This is a genomic window from Pseudomonas sp. BN102, from assembly GCF_029871245.1.
Taxonomy (GTDB): domain Bacteria; phylum Pseudomonadota; class Gammaproteobacteria; order Pseudomonadales; family Pseudomonadaceae; genus Metapseudomonas.
The window spans coordinates 307,362-325,224 of record NZ_SSON01000077.1; the positions used below are offsets into that span (position 1 = coordinate 307,362).

Here is a 17,863-nt window from a genome sequence, read left to right on the forward strand (position 1 = left end):
TGCCTCACGGGGAAGTGACTTGGCGCAGCACCAGGGTGCCGTCGCGCTGGGTGAATTCGAGTTGTTTCAGGGCGCTCATGCCGAGCAGCACCTCTTCGCCGTCCATGCCCGGCACTATGATTGCCGGCACCTGGGTCAGACGGATGTCACCCAGGCGCAGGTCCTGCAGCTGGGTGCGATGGCCGGTGACACGGCCGTTGGCGGTACTTACGGTGACCGGCGCGCCGCGCTCGAGCCCGAGACGCTCGGCCAGCTTGCTGGGCACCGCCACCTGGGTGGCGCCAGTGTCGAGCAGGAAGGTGGCCGCCTGGCCGTCGATGCGGCCGTCCAGCAGGTAGTGGCCCTGGCGGCTGCTGGCCAGGCGCACTTCGACATAACCGTCGCCGTGCACCGACTCGGGGGCGCGGTTGGGGTTGTGCTGGCGGTCTTCCCACTGGCCGAAGAAACGCGTGGCCAGGAGCAGGCCGATACCCCAGGCGAGCACCAGCATGACTCTTCCTGCGCGTTTGCCCGGCGTTTGCGTGGTCATTTCTCGCTCCAGCCGCCCTTGGGCGCGGTGAAGCGCCAGACGATGGGCCGCCGCTCGCCGTCGGCACGCGCCTTGCCACCGTTATCGAGGCCGACCCAGGCGCCTTCGGCATCAATCCACAGGCCCTCGGCCATGCCGAACGGCACACCATAGCGGCGGGTATCGGCCAGGGCCTCCTCGGCGAAGGACCAGCAGCGCTCCACTTCGCCGTTACTCGGCTTGCGCCGGCAGATCTGGTGCGCCAGGCGCTCCAGAGTGAAGAGTTTCTCTTCGTGAAAGGCGACGTCGGAGAAGTCCCGCGGCATGCGCTGCTCGCTGCCGATGGGAGCTGGCGGCGGCTCGCGGCCGGCTTCGCTGAAGACCACGCAGCCACCGGTGCAGAGCCAGGTGGACTGCTGCTTGTGCAGTACCATCAGGCCACGGCGCTCGCGCTCGGCGGCAAGCCAGAGGCGCTCGCCCTGGGGGTCGACGGCAATGCCTTCGAGCAGGGCGTTGAAGTGCAGCAGCATGCCGCTGGCGCGAGCCTGGCGGATCAGGTTGTCCGGCAGCAGCAGCCAGTTGGGTTCGCCGGCGATGGGTACCTGCAACACTGCCGCGTGGGTTTCGCTGACCAGATAGCGATTGCCGCTGGAATCGCAGCTGATGCCTTCGAAGTCCAGCTCGTTGCCCCGCAGCAGGCTGATTGCCCAGGTACGCGCACGTACACCCCAGGGCAGGTTGTTCGGCGGCGCCGGCGGCACCAGGAAGGGCTCGGCCTCGGCCTGGAGCAAGCCGCCTATGGGCTTGAGCCGGTACAGCCGCTCATCCACCCGGTCGGAAACCGCCACCAACTCGTCGCCGCAGTAGGCCAGTCCGGAGAGGTTGCCGGACGGCATGCCTTCCACCGGGTATTCGGCGGCCAGGCGCAGTTGTTCCGTCGAATCGGCGGCCCAGAGCGGTGCGGCGAAAAGCAGGCCAAGAAGGAAGAAGGCTCCCCTCACACCATGACCTCGGCCAGGTTGCCCTTGGACTCCAGCCAGGACTTGCGGTCGCTGGCACGCTTCTTCGCCAGCAACATGTCCATGATTTCCACCGTGCCTTCGCTGTCTTCCAGGGTCAGCTGGACCAGGCGCCGGGTGTTGGGGTCCATGGTGGTCTCGCGCAGCTGCGGCGGATTCATCTCACCCAGGCCCTTGAAACGGGTGACCTGTGGCTTGCCACGCTTCTTCTCGGCCACCAGGCGGTCGAGGATGCCATCGCGCTCGGCTTCGTCCAGGGCGTAGTAGATCTCTTTCCCCAGGTCGATACGGAACAGCGGCGGCATCGCCACGTAGACGTGCCCCGCTTCCACCAGCGGACGGAAGTGGCGGACGAACAGCGCGCACAGCAAGGTAGCGATGTGCAGGCCGTCGGAGTCGGCGTCGGCAAGGATGCAGACCTTGCCGTAGCGCAGCTGGGTCAGGTCATGGGCGCCGGGATCGACGCCGATGGCAACGGCGATGTCATGGACTTCCTGGGACGCCAACACTTCGCCGCCGTCCACTTCCCAGGTGTTCAGGATTTTGCCGCGCAACGGCATGATCGCCTGGAACTCCTTGTCCCGCGCCTGCTTGGCCGATCCACCGGCGGAGTCGCCCTCCACCAGGAAGAGTTCGGAGCGCATTGGGTCCTGGCCGGCGCAATCGGCCAGCTTGCCGGGCAGTGCCGGGCCCTGGGTGATGCGTTTGCGCTCGACCTTTTTGCTGGCCTTCAGCCGACGGCCGGCGTTGCTGATGGCCAGTTCGGCCAGCTGCATGCCCATCTCCGGGTGGGCGTTGAGCCAGAGGCTGAAAGCGTCCTTGACCACGCCGGAAACGAAGGCGGCCGCCTCGCGGGAAGACAGGCGTTCCTTGGTCTGGCCGGAGAACTGCGGTTCCTGCAGCTTCATCGAGAGGACGAAGGCGATGCGCTCCCAGACGTCCTCGGGAGCCAGCTTGACGCCGCGCGGCAACAGGTTGCGGAATTCGCAGAACTCGCGCATGGCGTCCAGCAGGCCCTGGCGCAGACCGTTGACGTGGGTTCCGCCCTGGGCGGTCGGGATCAGGTTGACGTAGCTTTCCTGGACACTGTCGCCACCCTCGGGTAGCCAGAGCAGCGCCCAGTCCACCGCTTCCTTGTTGCCGGCCAGGCTGCCGCAGAAGGGTTCGCTCGGCAGACGTTCGAATTCGCTGACCGCATCCACCAGGTAGGAGCGTAGGCCGTCTTCGTAGTGCCACTCGACCTTTTCGCCAGCGGCCCTGTCCTCGAAGCTGACCAGCAGCCCCGGGCAGAGGACGGCTTTCGCCTTGAGCACGTGCTTGAGGCGGCTGACCGAGAACTTGTGGGAATCGAAATACTTGGCATCCGGCCAGAAGTGCACGCTGGTACCGGTGTTGCGCTTGCCGACGCTGCCGACGACTTCCAGCTCACTGGCCTTGAAGCCGTCGGCGAAGGTCATCAGGTACTCGCTGCCATCGCGCTTGACCCGCACATCGACGCGGGTGGACAGCGCGTTCACCACCGAAATGCCGACGCCGTGCAGGCCACCGGAGAACTGGTAGTTCTTGTTGGAGAACTTGCCGCCGGCATGCAGCTTGGTGAGGATCAGCTCGACGCCGGGCACCCCTTCCTCCGGGTGGATATCCACCGGCATGCCGCGGCCGTCGTCGATCACCTGCAGGGAATTGTCCTCGTGAAGGATCACCTGCACGCTCTTGGCGTGGCCGGCCAGGGCCTCGTCCACGCTGTTATCGATGACTTCCTGGGCCAGGTGGTTGGGCCGCGAGGTATCGGTGTACATGCCCGGGCGCTTGCGTACCGGGTCGAGGCCGGAGAGGACTTCGATGGCATCCGCGTTGTAAGTAGCCATGGACTCCCTTTCAGTCAGAGGTCGGAAAAGTCGATGTCACGCCACAGCTGCGCGGGAAAGCCGGCGAAAGCCAGCAAGGCGGGCAGATGGGCAGGGAAATTCTGGAAACCGTGGTCGCCGCCGGCCTCGATGCGCAGGGCACAGGCGCGGTAGTAACGCTCCGCCTGGCGGTAGTCGAGGGTTTCATCGGCCGTCTGCAACCAGACCTGGTAACGGGTCGGGTCCTGTGGTGGCGGCACTTCCAGTTCGGCCAGCGCCATCACGTGCTCCGCCGTCAGCTCCCAGGTTTCGTCGCTGTAGTAGTTCTTCTGCGGGCCGAGACGCCCGTCGAACAACCGGTGCGGGGCCACCGCCGGGTTGATCAGCACGGCCTTCAGGCCGTGGCGCTCGGCCAAGTGGGTCGCATAGTAGCCGCCCAGGGAGCTGCCGACCAGCACCGGGCGGCCCAGCTCGGCGATGGCCGCTTCGAGCTGGCCAATGGCCTGGCGCGGATGATGGTGCAGGGCCGGCACCCGCAGGCGTTCGGCAAGCCCCAGGCGTTGCATGAGTGCACTGAGCTGGCGCGCCTTGTGAGACGCCGGCGAACTGTTGAGTCCGTGGATGTAGAGGATGCTGGGCTGAGGGCTGGACACGCGGCTTCCTGGCAAATCGAGGGAAAGTTGTACTTCTTGCCGTGCCACGACGAGAAGGTCAATAACCCTTGATGCTGTAGTCCACTTCGAAGGCGATGCTGCTGACCCTTGAGACGCCGGTTTCCAGGCTGCCGTCGCGCATCAGGCGCAGCCAGCGGTAGCCCGGCGCCTCAGAGCCGACGCAGAAGTCTTCGCTGCCCGGAGCGAACTGCACGCAGGTTGATGGCGAAGCCAGCAGGCGTACACCGTTGCGCAGCTGGTCGAACTCCTGGTGGACGTGCCCCCAGAGCAGCGCGCGCACCCGTGGATAGCGGTCCAGCACGGCAAACAGTGCCTCGGCGTTGCGCACGCCGATCGGGTCCATCCAGGCACAGCCGATGGGCACCGGATGGTGGTGGAAGCTGATCAGCACATGGCGCTCATCGGCGGTTTCCAGGGCCTCCTCCAGCAAAGCCAGTTGCTCGGCGGGAAAATGCCCGGGCACGGCGCCGGCGATGGTGGAATCCAGCAACACCAGGCGCCAATGCGGGAAGTCGACCACGGGGTCGAGGGCGGCGGTGCCGGCGCAGACTTCGCGCATCGCCGGCACCTCGTCGTGGTTGCCGGGGAACCAGCGGGCCGGCGCGGGGATGCGTTCGACCAGCTCGCGGAAATGTTGGTAGGAGGCGGTTGAACCGTCCTGGGAGAGATCGCCGGTCGCCAGCACCAGGTCGATGCGCGGCTGCTCCTCGAGCACCTGGTCGATCACCCGCTGCAGGCTGTCGCGGGTTTCCATGCCCAGCAGCTTGCCGTCCGCTTCGGCGAACAGGTGGCTGTCGGAGAGCTGCACCAGCAGCACCGACTCGTCAGCGGCGTGGGGGAGTGGATTGGGCAAGGCCTTCTCCTTCGGCGGAATGCTCAGATTATGGTTGCTGCGCGCGTAACGGGTAAACCCGCGAAGCGGGAATGGTTCACAGTTGGCGGCAGCGGATCGCTGCGGGCCGATTTGTTCTGGACGAAAAGTCGCCGAGTGATGGTCAGGCTAGGCAAAAATCAACGAGGAAGCGCAGTTTACGTGCTGTAAATGAGCATTACTCGCTTCGCTCGTCCTTCGGGTCGCGCTAAAGCGCGTTAGCCGCAAGCGGCTTTCCGAATCGATTTTTAACGACGCATCATCGAGCGTAGGCAGCTTTCGTTCAGAACCTAGAGGACGACGGGTTCCAGCTCGTGGCCACAGGCCAGGCAGTGGCTCAGCCATTCGCCGAGGAAGAGATTGAGCTGGCTCTTCTCATCGGGCTGGTGCATATCGGCATTGGGATAGGGATACACGCTGCGCAGGCGCCGCGCATTCTCGGCACCGACAACTTCCGCCATGCGCGCGTCATGGTAGACCCGCACTTCCAACTGCGGCGACGGCAGCCAGGGCAGGCTGTGCTCCTGGCGCACCTGCAGGGTGGTGGTGTAAGGGCAGGCTTCGACCACTTCCAGGGCCAGCACGCCGAGCAGGCGCTCGCCCTGGCTCAGCGCGACGCGGCGGGAACCGCGCACCTCGCGCATCTGCGGGAGCAGACGCATCAGGCGCGCGTAGTTCGCCTCGCAGGCTGCCTGCAGCCCGACGAGATCGACCCGGTAGCGATCGCGCAACAGATTCACGTCCACAACCCCCTGACTTCGGTACGGTTCAGCGCCAGCCACTGCAGGGCCAGCATACTCGCGGCATTGTCCAACCGCCCTTCACGCATCAGGGCCAGGGCGTCTTCCAGCGGCAGCACGTGCACGCGGATGTCCTCGCCCTCCTCCGCCAGTCCGTGGACACCGCCCGCGTTGCTGCTGTCGCAGCGGCCGAGGAACAGGTGCACACGCTCGTTGGAGCCCCCTGGTGAAGGATAGTAGGTGGTGATCGGCCACAACGAAGTCAACTGCAGATCGGCCTCTTCAACGGCTTCCCGACGGGCGACCTCCTCCGGCTCCTCGTCCTTGTCGATCAACCCGGCCACCAGCTCCAGCAGCCAGGGGCTCTCGCTCTTGCCCAGGGCGCCGACGCGGAACTGCTCGATCAGCACCACTGCATCCCGTTGCGGATCATAGGGCAGAACGCAGACAGCATCATGACGGACGAAGAGTTCCCGATGAATAACCGGTCCCATGCCGCCGGCGAACAGGCGATGGCGCAGGCTCAGGCGGTCCAGGCGGTAGAAACCCTGGAAACAGGTCTCACGTTCGATCATCTCGACGGCGTCGGGGCCAGGCTTGAAGCTTTCGGTCATGGGCATCTCGCTTGCGTGGGAGGGCTGTGTTCCGGGCATCCTACCCCTTGGTGACATGCGGCGCAGCCTCTTTGCAGATCGCCGCAGGGCTGGGAAGATGCGCGGCGAAACGCTGCCGCGTCGCACCCGAACTCATGGCCGCGACAGCAGTCGAAGCCTGCACTTTTCCGGAATCCGCCCCCGAAGATGAAGCCGATGTACTTTGCCAGACTCCTCGCCGTCGCCAGCCTCGGCACCCTGCTCAGCGCCTGCCAGATGCTGCCCGGCACCAGCGACAAGCTGGAACCACAGCGCCACGCCTGGGAACACCTGAAGCCCGGCTGCCAGGGCGAGAGCTGCCCGCTGGTGAACATCGACACCATCAGTTTCGAAGGCGAGCCGCAGCTCAACGACCTGATCAGGCACCGCCTGCTGCAGATGACCCAGGACGCCCCCGGCGCGCCGCTGCCGGCCTCCCTGGAATCCTACGAGAAGGACTTCCTCGGCAGCGCCGAGCCTGGCTGGAGCAGCTACCTGCAAGCCAAGGTACTGGAACAGCATGACAAGCTGGTGTTGATCGAGCTGTCCAGCTACCTCTTCACCGGCGGCGCTCACGGCATGCCGGGGCGCGGTTTCATCAACTACGACCGCAAGCTGGAAAAACCGCTGAGCCTCGGCGACATGCTGCTCCCCGGCCAGGAAGACGCCTTCTGGAAGGTGGCCGAACAGGCCCACCAGCGCTGGCTGGCGGCCAACAAGTTCGACCAGGACCCCGACTTCGCCCGGACCTGGCCCTTCGAGCGCACCGCCAATATCGGCCTGGGCTATGGCGCCATGCTGCTCAAGTACGACGTCTACAGCATCGCGCCTTATTCCAGCGGGCACCCGGAGATTCGCATCCCCTATCCGCAGCTCAACGGAATACTGAAGCCCCAGTATTTCCCCGGACGCGGCTGAAGCGCCCCAGCAGGAACTGCAATCCGCCGGCCGCCAGCAGCGCCGGCAGGGTAGCCCCCAGCTCCGGCCAGCGGTTGGCCAGCAGGTGGTAGATCGCCACGCCGCAGGCCCAGGCCACCAGGGTGTCCCAGCGCAACGCGACGCGCGGAGCCAGCTCGGCGCGGCGGCGGCGCAGGATGAAGTGATCCACCAGCACCACGCCGAACAGCGGGGCGAACACCGAACCGATCAGCAGCAGGAAGTTCTGGTACTCGGCCAGCGGCGCGAACCAGGCGATCAGGGTGCAGATCGCGCCAATGGCCAGGGCCAGCTGTTCCACCTTCAGCGGCAGCAGGATGCCGATGGAAACCGCTGCCGAGTGGATATCGGCGAAGGCCTTCTCCGACTCGTCCAGCAGGATCAGCAGCAGCGGGATACCCATGCCGGCGCCGGCCAGGGCCAGCAGCAGCGCGTTGGCATCGCTGCCTTCGGCGAAGGCCAGGGTGTAGGCGACGCCCAGGCCCATCAGCCACAGGCAGCCAATGAAGAAGCCCAGCGCCACGCCTGCGAAGACCCCGCCGCCACGCCGACCGAAGCGCGAGTAGTCGGCGATCAGCGGCAGCCAGGACAGCGGCATGGCGATGGCGATATCGAAGCCCAGGGCGAAGGACATGGAGCCGTCGCCGGCCCGCGCCATCAAGGCGGAGAGATCGGCACGGTTGAGCAGGTCCCAGGTCAGCCAGATGCAGGCGCCCAGCAGCAGCCAGATGCCCCAGCGACGCAGGATACGGCGCACGAAGGCGAGCGGACCGGCCACCGCCAGCAGGGTGGCCAGGGCGCCGAATGCCAGGGTCCAGAGCGTCGGCGAAGCCAACAGGTTGTCACCGCCCAGGCCGCGGGCGGCCAGCAGGCTGGCGGCATCACGCATGACGATGATCTCGAAGGCGCCCCAGCCCACCAGTTGCAGCAGGTTGAGCAGCGCCGGCAGCGCCGCGCCGGCCGAGCCCAGGCTGAGCTTGAGCGAGGCCATGGCGGCCAGGCCCGTGTCGCTGCCGATCATGGCCGCGCCCCCCAGCAGCAGCACGCCGACACCGGTGCCGAGCAGGATCGCCAGCAGCGCGTCGCTGGCGCCAAGGCCCGGCGCCAGCAGCGCGCCGGTCTGCAGCACCATCAGGCCGAGGCCCAGGGAGAACCAGAGGGAAAACAGGTCGCGCGTGCCGAGAACGCGCTGGTCGAAGGCGACCGGGAGGGACGGCGAATAGTTGGGCGGGGTGTTCACGATGGCAGATGTCCTTGTGGACTGTTGTTATCAGGTTATCCACAAACCGGAAAGCCGGGCACAGGGCCCGGCTTCCAGCGTGGGTGTGACAGGTCAGTGCCTGTTCACGGTCTTGCAACAGACGTTCACACCTGCTTGTAGATCACCGAACCCTCTTCCTTGAAGCGCCCCGACTGCTCGGCGAAGCCGGCCTCGATGGCCTTCTGCTCGTCGGTCAGGCCGTTTTCCTTGGCGTAGTCGCGGACTTCCTGGGTGATCTTCATGGAGCAGAACTTCGGCCCGCACATGGAGCAGAAATGTGCGACCTTGGCCGAGTCCTTCGGCAGGGTCTCGTCGTGGAAGGCACGGGCGGTGTCCGGGTCCAGGCCGAGGTTGAACTGGTCTTCCCAGCGGAACTCGAAGCGCGCCTTGGACAAGGCATTGTCACGGATCTGCGCGCCCGGGTGGCCCTTGGCGAGGTCGGCGGCGTGGGCGGCGATCTTGTAGGTGATGATGCCGGTCTTCACGTCGTCCTTGTTCGGCAGGCCCAGGTGCTCCTTGGGCGTCACGTAGCAGAGCATGGCGCAGCCGAACCAGCCGATCATCGCGGCGCCGATGCCGGAGGTGATGTGGTCGTAGCCGGGGGCGATGTCGGTGGTCAGCGGGCCGAGGGTGTAGAACGGCGCCTCGTCGCAGCATTCCAGCTGCTTGTCCATGTTCTCCTTGATCAGGTGCATCGGCACGTGGCCGGGGCCTTCGATCATGGTCTGCACGTCGTGCTTCCAGGCGATCTTGGTCAGCTCGCCGAGAGTTTCCAGTTCGCCGAACTGCGCGGCGTCGTTGGCGTCGGCAATCGAGCCCGGACGCAGGCCGTCGCCCAGCGAGAAGCTGACGTCGTAGGCCTTCATGATTTCGCAGATTTCCTCGAAGTGGGTGTAGAGGAAATTCTCCTTGTGGTGGGCCAGGCACCACTTGGCCATGATCGAGCCGCCGCGGGAAACGATGCCGGTGACGCGCTTGGCGGTCAGCGGCACATAGCGCAGCAGTACGCCGGCGTGGATGGTGAAGTAGTCCACGCCCTGCTCGGCCTGCTCGATCAGGGTGTCGCGGAACAGCTCCCAGTTCAGGTCTTCGGCGATGCCGCCGACCTTCTCCAGGGCCTGGTAGACCGGCACGGTGCCGATCGGTACCGGCGAGTTGCGGATGATCCACTCGCGGGTTTCATGGATGTGCTTGCCGGTGGACAGGTCCATCACGGTGTCCGAGCCCCAGCGGATGCCCCAGGTCAGCTTGGCCACTTCTTCCTCGATGGAGGAACCCAGGGCCGAGTTGCCGATGTTGCCGTTGATCTTCACCAGGAAGTTGCGGCCGATGATCATCGGCTCCAACTCAACGTGGTTGATGTTGGCGGGGATGATGGCGCGGCCGCGGGCGATCTCTTCGCGGACGAACTCGGGGGTGATTTCCTTCGGGATGGACGCGCCGAAGCTCTGGCCCGGGTGCTGCTCGTTCAGCAGGCCGGCGGCGCGGGCCTCGGCCAGCTTCATGTTCTCGCGGATGGCGACGTACTCCATCTCGGGCGTGATGATGCCCTTCTTCGCGTAGTGCATCTGGGAGACGTTCTGGCCGGCCTTGGCGCGGCGCGGGTTGCGCACATGAGCGAAGCGCATGGCGGACAGTTCGGCATCGGCCAGGCGGCGCTGGCCGAACTCGGAGGTCAGGCCCGGCAGGCGCTCGGTGTCGCCACGGTCCTCGATCCAGGGCGAGCGCACGTCGGCCAGGCCCTGGCGCACGTCGATGCTGACGCTGGGGTCGGTGTAGGGGCCGGAAGTGTCATAGACGGTGACCGGAGCGTTGATTTCGCCACCGAAGGCGGTGGGGGTCACGTCCAGGCTGATCTCGCGCATCGGCACGCGGATATCCGGGCGGGAGCCCTGCACATAGACTTTCTGCGAACGGGGGAAAGGCTGGATGGATTGCTGGTCGACCTGGGCGCTTTCGCTCAGGTTCTTTTGTTCTTTTGCGGTCATCGGCTGGCTCCTGGGGTGATGTCGGAGCGAACCTGAAGGCAGAGCGCACCAGGACTGGTGCCGAGAGGAGCCGCGAACCGCGGCACATCTTGTTCCCTACGCAGGCCTTAACCTGATCAGGTTCAACGGGATCCGGAACTCTCCGATCTCAGCCTCCGACTCGAGGCACCCCGACAAGAACCCGGCCAGTCTAATCAAGCTCACCGGAGAAAACCAACCCGGTGGTCAGAATAAAATGACCACCCCGTCGGGAAATGACGACTCCCCTCGCCACGGAATTCGATTGTTGCAGGCAGGCAACATAGCTTGCCGCAAACTACACTCAGGCCGCCGCAGGGGCGTCTTGACCCGCCCCGAGCGGCCCCGTAGCCTTGCCCGACACACCAGAATCCAGGATTGATCATGCTGCGCAGACTCTCGCTGGCCATCGCCGTGGCATCCGCCTTTGCCGGAACCGCCTGGGCCGAAGATGCCCCCCTGTCAGCCAAGACGGACCTCGTGACCGTCTACAAGGACGCCGTCGACAACAACGCCGACCTCGCCGCCGCCCGCGCCAACTATGACGCGGTGCGCGAGGTCGTACCCCAGGCCCGTTCCGGGCTGCTGCCGCAGATAAACGGCGGCGCCACGAGCAACGACACCCGTACCAAGCTGGACGAGCCCTCCAACACCTTCTCGCGCAGCGGCATCGCCTACCAGGCGACCCTGAGCCAGCCTATCTTCCGTGCCGACCGCTGGTTCCAGCTGCAGGCCGCCGAGGCCACCACCGAGCAGGCCGCCCTGGAGTTCTCCGCGACCCAGCAGAACCTGATTCTGCAGACTGCCGAAACCTACTTCGCCGTGCTGCGCGCCCAGGACAACCTGGCGTCGACCAAGGCCGAGGAAGCGGCCTTCAAGCGCCAACTCGACCAGGCTAATGAACGTTTCGACGTCGGCCTGTCGGACAAGACCGACGTGCTCGAAGCCCAGGCCGGCTACGACACCGCACGCGCCAACCGAATAATCGCCGAGCGCAGCGTGGATGACGCCTTCCAGGCCCTGGTCACCCTGACCAACCGTGAATACGCATCCCTCGAAGGTATCCTGCACACCCTGCCGATCGTGGTCCCGGCGCCGAATGACGCCAAGGCCTGGGTCGACACTGCCTCCCAGCAGAATCTCAACCTGCAGGCCAGCAACCATGCGGTCGATGCGGCCGAGGAAACCCTGCGCCAGCGCAAGGCCGGCCATGCGCCGACCCTGGACGCCGTGGCCAGCTACCAGAAAGGCGATAACGACAGCCTCGGCTTCAGCAACGTCGACTCCACGCCCGGACAGCCACCGTTCGGCAGCGACGTGGAGCAGCGCAGCATCGGCCTGCAGTTGAACATCCCGATCTACAGCGGCGGCCTGACCAGCTCCCAGGTGCGCGAGTCCTACCAGCGCCTGAACCAGACCGAGCAATTACGCGAAAGCCTGCGCCGCACCGTGGTGCAGAACACCCGCAACTTCCACCGCGCGGTGAATACCGACGTGGAGCAAGTGAAGGCGCGCAAGCAGTCAATCATCTCCAACCAGAGCGCCCTGGAAGCCACCGAGATCGGCTACCAGGTGGGCACCCGCAACATCGTCGACGTGCTCGACGCCCAGCGTCAGCTGTACAGCTCGGTGCGCGACTACAACAACGCCCGCTACGACTACATCCTCGACAACCTGCGCCTCAAGCAGGCAGCCGGCACCCTGAGCCCGGCGGACCTGGAGGCCCTGGCCGGCTTCCTCAAGCCCGACTACGACCCGGACAAGGACTTCCTCCCGCCGGATCTGGCCAAGGCGGCGGAAGCCGAGCTGCGCGGCGACCCGGAATACTGAGGTCCGCGGCAAACGAAAAGCCCGGCATGATTGCCGGGCTTTTTCGTTCTGGCCGTGCCAGCAGGGTGGATAGGGCTTTTCCTATCCACCAGCGCCGCTCGACATGACACCGATGGTGGATCGATGCAGCGTGATCCACCCTACGAACGCATTCGCGCAGCTGCATCCTCGGTGCCGCCCCTCAATCGCGAATGAATTCGCTCCTACTTTGCCGCCCAGGCGTTAAAGCGCTGCTCCAGGTCCTCGCCATGGTCGGTCCAGAACTCCACATCCATGGGCAGGGCCTGGGCAATGTTCTCCGGCGCGCTGGGCAGCCAGCCGGTCAGGGTCGGGTCGAGACGGTCGAAGGCCTGCTGGTTGACCGGCCCGTAGGGGATTCGCTTGACATAGTCGGCCTGGTTCTCGGCCTTATTGATGAAGGCGATCAACTGGTGGGCGCGCTCGACGTGCTTCGAGCCCTTGATGATCGCCCAGTAGTCCATGCCATACAGGCTGTCCGGCCAGACCACGGCAAACTTGTGCCCTTCCTGGTGGGCTGCGGCGATGCGGCCGCTGTAGACCGAGGTCATGGTCACGTCACCGGCGGCCAGCCATTGCACCGGCTGGGCACCGGCCTCCCACCACTGGATATGCGGCTTGAGCTGGTCGAGCTTGGCGAAGGCCCGCTCCACCCCGGCCGGAGTGGCCAGCACCTTGTAGACATCCTCGCGCTTCACCCCATCGGCGAGCAGGGCGAACTCCAGGTTGTACACCGCACGCTTGCGCAGCCCGCGCTTACCTGGAAAGTGCTGCACGTCCCAGAAGTCCGCCCAGGACTTCGGCGCCTCGGCCAGCTTGCCGGCGTCGTAGGCCAGGGCCACGCTCCAAACCATGGTGGCCGAACCGCACTCCTGGGCCGCATCGGTGATCAACTGGTCGGCATTGCCGATGCGCTGCCAGTCGAGCCGCTCGAACAGCCCTTCCTCGCAACCGCGAACCAGATCGGGCGCCTCGATCTCCACCAGGTCCCAATCGACGCTGCCGGTATCGGCCATCACCTTGATCCGCGCCATTTCGCCGTTGTACTCACCCTCCGTCAGCGGGGTGCCGCTGGCCTGGGCGAAGGGCTTGAAGAAGGCGTCGCTCAAGGCCTTCTGCCCTGCCCGCCGTAACCCACCACCACCATGTTGTCCGCCGCCTGGGCAACGCCCAGGGTGGAGGCCAGCGCCAGCCCGGCCAGCAGGCCGCGACAGAGTGTGTGGGAATGGACTGAAAACGAGGCAGTGCGGGTTGAATCGGGATTCTGGCGAGGGACGAACGAATGCCGCATGGTGCTTCTCCTCTTGTTGTTGTCATGAAGCCTGCCCGGCTCGGGCTGACTCGAAACTAGCCAGGGCAAAGTAAAAAAACAAGTTGATTTTTTACTGAAGGTAAATTTCCATGGCCACACAAGAACAAGCGGGACCGACAGGTCCACAGGAGCCCCCATGTCCACTGCCGTCCAGTCAGCCCAAGCCTTCCCGCACCTCTTCGAGCCCCTGGAAATCCGCGGCAAGCGCTTGAAGAACCGCATCATGTCCAGCGGACACGACACCTCCATGCCCGCCGATAACCTGGTCAACGACCAGCTCGTCGCCTATCACCGCGCCCGAGCTCAAGGCGGCGTCGGCTTGATCGTGCTGCAGGTCGCCGGGGTCCACGACAGTGCGCGCTACACCTCCCATGTGCTGATGGCCACCGACGACACCTGCATCGAGGGCTACCGTCGCCTGGCCGAGGCCTGCCACGCTGAAGGCACCGTGGTGCTGTCGCAGATCTTCCATCCGGGCCGGGAAATCATGGAGTCCAGCGACGGCCTGCTGGCGGTGGCCTGGTCCGCCTCGGCCTCGCCCAACGAGCGATTCCGGGTGATGCCACGGGCCCTGGACCAGCCGATGATCGACGAGATAGTCGCCGGCTACGCATCCGCCGCGCGGCGCCTCTGCGAAGCCGGGCTGGACGGGGTGGAGATAGTCGCCAGCCATGGTTACCTGCCGGCGCAATTCCTCAATCTGCGGGTGAACCAGCGTGAGGACGGCTACAACGGCGACCTGGAGGCGCGCCTGCGCTTCCTCCGCGAAGTGATCCAGGCCGTGCGCGCCGAGTGTTCGGCAGACTTCATCGTCGGGCTGCGCATCTCCGCCGACGAACGCGACCCGGAAGGCCTGACCGAGGACGAATCCCTGGCCGCGGTGCTGTCCCTGCAGGGGCAGCTGGACTACGTCCACCTGGTAGCCGGCACCTCCGCTTCCCTCGTCGGCGCCATCCACATCGTGCCGCCCATGGCCATCGAGGCCGCCTACCTGGCGCCCACCGCGGGCAGTTTCAGGGCGCGCCTGGACATCCCGCTGTTCGTCACCGGACGGATCAACCAGCCCCAGGAAGCCGACACCATCATCGCCCGGGGCCAGGCCGACGTCTGCGGCATGACCCGCGCGCTGATCTGCGACCCGCTGATGCCGAACAAGGCCGCCGCCGGCCGCAGCGATGATGTGCGCGCCTGCATCGCCTGCAACCAGGCCTGCATCGGCCACTTCCACCGCGGCTACCCGATCTCCTGCATCCAGCATCCCGAAACCGGCCGCGAACTGACCTACGGTCAGGCCAATCCCGCGGCCCGGCGCAAGCGGGTGATGGTGGTGGGCGGCGGTCCGGCGGGCATGAAAGCCGCGGCGGTGGCGGCCCAGCGCGGCCACGATGTGACCCTGTTCGAAGCCGGCAGCCAGCTCGGCGGCCAGGTGCTGCTGGCACAACTGCTGCCCCGGCGCAGCGAGTTCGGCGGCGCGTCCACCAACCTGCAGCGGGAAATGGAGCTCGCGGGTGTGCAGGTGCAACGCAACGTGCGGGTCGACCGTGCACGGGTGGAGCGGGAACGCCCCGACCTGGTCATCCTCGCCACCGGCGCCCGGCCCTACTGGCCGCCCTTCGAGCGGGGCGGCGAATTGCAGGTGGTGGACGCCTGGCAGGTGCTGCGCGAAGAGGTGCAACCGGGCCGCTCAGTGCTGGTCACCGACTGGCGCGGCGACTGGATCGCTCCCGGCATCGCCGAGCGCCTGGCGCGCAACGGCCACCAGGTGCGCCTGGCGGTGAACGGCCCCCACTGCGGCGAGAGCCTGCCGCTTTACGTGCGCGACCAGTTGGCCGGCGAGCTGCACAAACTGGGCATCCCGGTCACGTCCTACGCCCGCCTGTACGGCTGCGACGACAGCACGGTGTACATGATGCACGCGACCTGCGGCGAACCCATGCTGTTCGAGGAGGTGGACACCCTGGTGCTCTGCCAGGGCCACCAGCCGGTGGACGACCTGGGCGCCGAATTGCAGGGGCTGGTGGAGTTCAAGCGGATCGGCGACTGCCTGGCGCCCCGGACGGTGGAGGAAGCCATCTACGAAGGGCTGAAGGTCGGCTGGAACATCTGAGGGCCCCGGCGGGTCGCGGCTGCCTTACAATGCCGCGATCCTGCGCCCTGTGGAGGGAACCATGAGCCCCAGCCTGCCATCGCCGAACGCCAACGCCGAGAGCCAGTTCCTCGGCACGCGCATCCGCGCGCTGCGCAAACGCCAAGGCATGACCCTCAGCGAACTGGCCGAGCAGAGCAAGCTCACCGCCGGCTACATCAGCCAGCTGGAACGCAACCTGGCCTATCCCTCGATCCCGGCGCTGTTCAATATCGCCCGCAGCCTGGGAGTGACCATCCAATGGTTCTTCGCCAGCGAGGCGCCCACCAGCGAGGCCGACCGCGGCTACGTGGTGCGGCGCAATGCGCGCACCAGCCTGCACTACGAGGATGGCATCACCGACGAGCTGCTCAGCCCGCAGCCATTGCGCCAGCTGGAAATGCTCCACTCGCGCTTCCCGCCCGGCAGCTACAGCGAAGAGAGCTATAGCCACGAGGGAGAAGAGGCTGGCTACGTGCTCAGTGGCGAATTCGAACTCTGGGTCGGCGACCGCCACTTCCGCCTGCAGGAAGGCGACAGCTTCAGCTTCTCCAGCCAGGAACCGCACCGCTACGGCAATCCCGGGGATAAGGATGCGCTGGTGCTCTGGGTGATCACCCCGCCGACGTTCTAGTCGCTGACGGAAGTCATTTCTGTAGAGGCGAATTCATTCGCCAAGGGTGGCACAGCCACCCCGAAGCAAAATCGAATGGCAGACCTTCGGCCTGCTTGGCGATTGAAATCGCCCCTACAAGGATTTCGCCAGCTTCAGCCCAGAAGCCGCGCAATCCCGCCCAACAACCGCTCCAGCGCCCCCTGGTTGGCCTTGAGTACACCCAGCCCAGCCTCGCGCATGGTCGCCGCGCGAACCGGGTCGGCCCAGAGCCCGCTTACCTGCGCGGCCAGTTGCCCGGCATCGCTTACCTCTGCCAACGCACCGGCATCGCGTAGCTGCGCGGCGATCTCGAGGAAGTTGAACAAGTGCGGCCCCGACAGCACCGGCTTGCCCAGGGCCGCTGGTTCCAGCAGGTTGTGGCCGCCGTTGGGCACCAGGCTGCCGCCGACGAAGGCGATATCCGCCAGGGCGTAGAGGAACAGCAGTTCGCCCATGGTGTCACCCACCAACACCTGGGTGTCCGCTGTGACGGCCTCACCCGTGGAGCGGAGCACGGTCGCCAGCCCCTCACGGCGGCACAGCTCGAACATCGAGCCGAAGCGCTCGGGATGGCGCGGCACCAGGATCAGCAACGCGTCCGGCCGCCGCGCCAGCAAGGTCTTGTGCGCCGCGAGGATGACTTCGTCTTCGCCGGCGTGGGTACTGGCGGCGATCCAGACCGGCCGATCCTCTGCATGCCACTGCCCGCGCAGGGCGGCAGCGCGGTCGAGCAGGGCCGGATCGATGCGCAGGTCAAACTTGATCGAGCCGGTCACCCCCACGCACTCCGGCCGCGCGCCCAGGGCGCGAAAACGCTCGGCTTCGGCCTCGGTCTGCACGGCGATCCAGTTCAGCTCGGCCAGCATGGGCGCGGTGAGCTTGTGGAAGCGCGCATAGCCACGGGCCGAGCGCTCGGACAGGCGGGCGTTGGCCAGTACCACGGGAATGCCGCGCGCGGCGCACTGATGGATATGGTTGGGCCAGAGTTCGGTCTCCATGATCACCGCCAGCCTCGGCCGCGCAAGGTCGAGGAAGCGCGCCGCCGCCCAGGGCAGGTCATAGGGCAGGTAGCAGTGCTGCACCCGCTCGCCGAACAGCGCGCGGATGCGCTCGGAGCCGGTGGGCGTCATGCAGGTGATGGTGATGGGCAGATCCGGGTGGCGTTCCAGCAGGGCGCGGATCATGGGGGCGGCGGCAATGCTTTCGCCCACCGACACCGCATGGACCCAGATGCCACCGGGCGCGAGCGGTGGCAGGCCGAAGGCGAAACGCTCCTTGACGCGCCGGGCATAGGCCGGCGCGCGCCAGGCCCGCCAGGCCAGGCGCAGGGCCACCAAGGGCAGACCGAGATGGAACAGCAAGGTATAGAGGGCTCGATTCATGGGCGCGGAGCTTAGCCAAACTGGCCGCCAATGGCACCTGGCATCTG

General features: G+C 66.2%; 14 protein-coding genes, 1 pseudogene and 1 riboswitch. Of the genes and pseudogenes, 4 read left to right on the forward strand and 11 right to left on the reverse strand.

The features are described 5' to 3' along the window. Positions 1-4: 4 nt before the first annotated feature. The 7 genes from E8F12_RS25425 to E8F12_RS25455 form a co-directional block, all read right to left on the reverse strand. Positions 5-529 (reverse strand): TIGR02281 family clan AA aspartic protease, encoded by a 525-nt coding sequence (locus tag E8F12_RS25425; RefSeq protein WP_280327977.1) that lies wholly within the window; start codon positions 527-529, stop codon positions 5-7. Next, positions 526-1,509: an esterase-like activity of phytase family protein gene (locus E8F12_RS25430; protein WP_280327978.1), complete on the reverse strand. Its 984-nt coding sequence runs from the start codon at positions 1,507-1,509 to the stop codon at positions 526-528. Before E8F12_RS25430 ends, E8F12_RS25425 begins: the two co-directional genes overlap by 4 nt. Next, positions 1,506-3,395: a DNA topoisomerase IV subunit B gene (parE, locus tag E8F12_RS25435; RefSeq protein ID WP_280327979.1), complete on the reverse strand. Its 1,890-nt coding sequence runs from the start codon at positions 3,393-3,395 to the stop codon at positions 1,506-1,508. The genes E8F12_RS25430 and parE overlap by 4 nt, the downstream gene beginning before the upstream one ends. Positions 3,396-3,409: 14 nt before the next feature. Further along, a complete protein-coding gene (locus E8F12_RS25440; RefSeq protein WP_348532436.1) occupies positions 3,410-4,027 on the reverse strand; it encodes a YqiA/YcfP family alpha/beta fold hydrolase in 618 nt (205 codons plus the stop codon). A gap of 58 nt (positions 4,028-4,085) precedes the next feature. Continuing rightward, the gene (cpdA, locus tag E8F12_RS25445) at positions 4,086-4,901 is read right to left on the reverse strand and encodes a 3',5'-cyclic-AMP phosphodiesterase (protein ID WP_280327980.1); all 816 of its coding nucleotides are present in this window, start codon (positions 4,899-4,901) and stop codon (positions 4,086-4,088) included. Between the two features lie 308 nt (positions 4,902-5,209). Continuing rightward, positions 5,210-5,665: a DUF1249 domain-containing protein gene (locus tag E8F12_RS25450; protein ID WP_280288269.1), complete on the reverse strand. Its 456-nt coding sequence runs from the start codon at positions 5,663-5,665 to the stop codon at positions 5,210-5,212. After that, entirely contained in the window at positions 5,656-6,273 is a 618-nt protein-coding gene (locus E8F12_RS25455) for an NUDIX domain-containing protein (RefSeq protein ID WP_280327981.1), read from the reverse strand. The genes E8F12_RS25450 and E8F12_RS25455 overlap by 10 nt, the downstream gene beginning before the upstream one ends. Positions 6,274-6,468: 195 nt before the next feature. Here E8F12_RS25455 and E8F12_RS25460 point away from each other — a divergent pair, with 195 nt between their 5' ends. Then, positions 6,469-7,209, forward strand: a complete 741-nt coding sequence (locus E8F12_RS25460; RefSeq protein WP_280327982.1) for a DUF3298 and DUF4163 domain-containing protein — start codon at positions 6,469-6,471, stop codon at positions 7,207-7,209. Here E8F12_RS25460 and cytX read toward each other — a convergent pair. Both cytX and thiC read right to left on the reverse strand, forming a co-directional pair. Then, positions 7,166-8,467, reverse strand: coding sequence for a putative hydroxymethylpyrimidine transporter CytX (cytX, locus tag E8F12_RS25465; protein ID WP_280327983.1), 1,302 nt, complete (start codon positions 8,465-8,467; stop codon positions 7,166-7,168). The two genes, E8F12_RS25460 and cytX, sit on opposite strands and share 44 nt — an antisense overlap. 125 nt (positions 8,468-8,592) lie before the next feature. After that, positions 8,593-10,476, reverse strand: coding sequence for a phosphomethylpyrimidine synthase ThiC (gene thiC, locus E8F12_RS25470; RefSeq protein WP_280327984.1), 1,884 nt, complete (start codon positions 10,474-10,476; stop codon positions 8,593-8,595). Positions 10,477-10,552: 76 nt separating this feature from the next. Further along, positions 10,553-10,659, reverse strand: a riboswitch (TPP riboswitch). Between the two features lie 219 nt (positions 10,660-10,878). On the opposite strand from thiC, the gene E8F12_RS25475 reads away from it, so the two are divergent. Then, entirely contained in the window at positions 10,879-12,324 is a 1,446-nt protein-coding gene (locus E8F12_RS25475; RefSeq protein ID WP_280327985.1) for a TolC family outer membrane protein, read from the forward strand. 203 nt (positions 12,325-12,527) lie between these two features. Here the strand turns inward: E8F12_RS25475 and E8F12_RS25480 are convergent. Next, positions 12,528-13,633 (reverse strand): annotated as a pseudogene (locus tag E8F12_RS25480) (ABC transporter substrate-binding protein). A 157-nt stretch (positions 13,634-13,790) separates the two neighbouring features. Between E8F12_RS25480 and E8F12_RS25485 the strand changes: the two are divergent. Both E8F12_RS25485 and E8F12_RS25490 read left to right on the forward strand, forming a co-directional pair. Further along, a complete protein-coding gene (locus E8F12_RS25485; protein ID WP_280327986.1) occupies positions 13,791-15,761 on the forward strand; it encodes an FAD-dependent oxidoreductase in 1,971 nt (656 codons plus the stop codon). Between the two features lie 61 nt (positions 15,762-15,822). Beyond that, positions 15,823-16,413, forward strand: coding sequence for a cupin domain-containing protein (locus E8F12_RS25490; protein ID WP_280327987.1), 591 nt, complete (start codon positions 15,823-15,825; stop codon positions 16,411-16,413). Positions 16,414-16,547: 134 nt separating this feature from the next. Here E8F12_RS25490 and waaA read toward each other — a convergent pair whose 3' ends face one another. Further along, positions 16,548-17,816 carry a lipid IV(A) 3-deoxy-D-manno-octulosonic acid transferase gene (gene waaA / locus E8F12_RS25495; protein ID WP_280327989.1) on the reverse strand — a complete coding sequence of 423 codons (1,269 nt, stop codon included), beginning with the start codon at positions 17,814-17,816 and terminating at the stop codon, positions 16,548-16,550. Between the last annotated feature and the right edge of the window lie 47 nt (positions 17,817-17,863).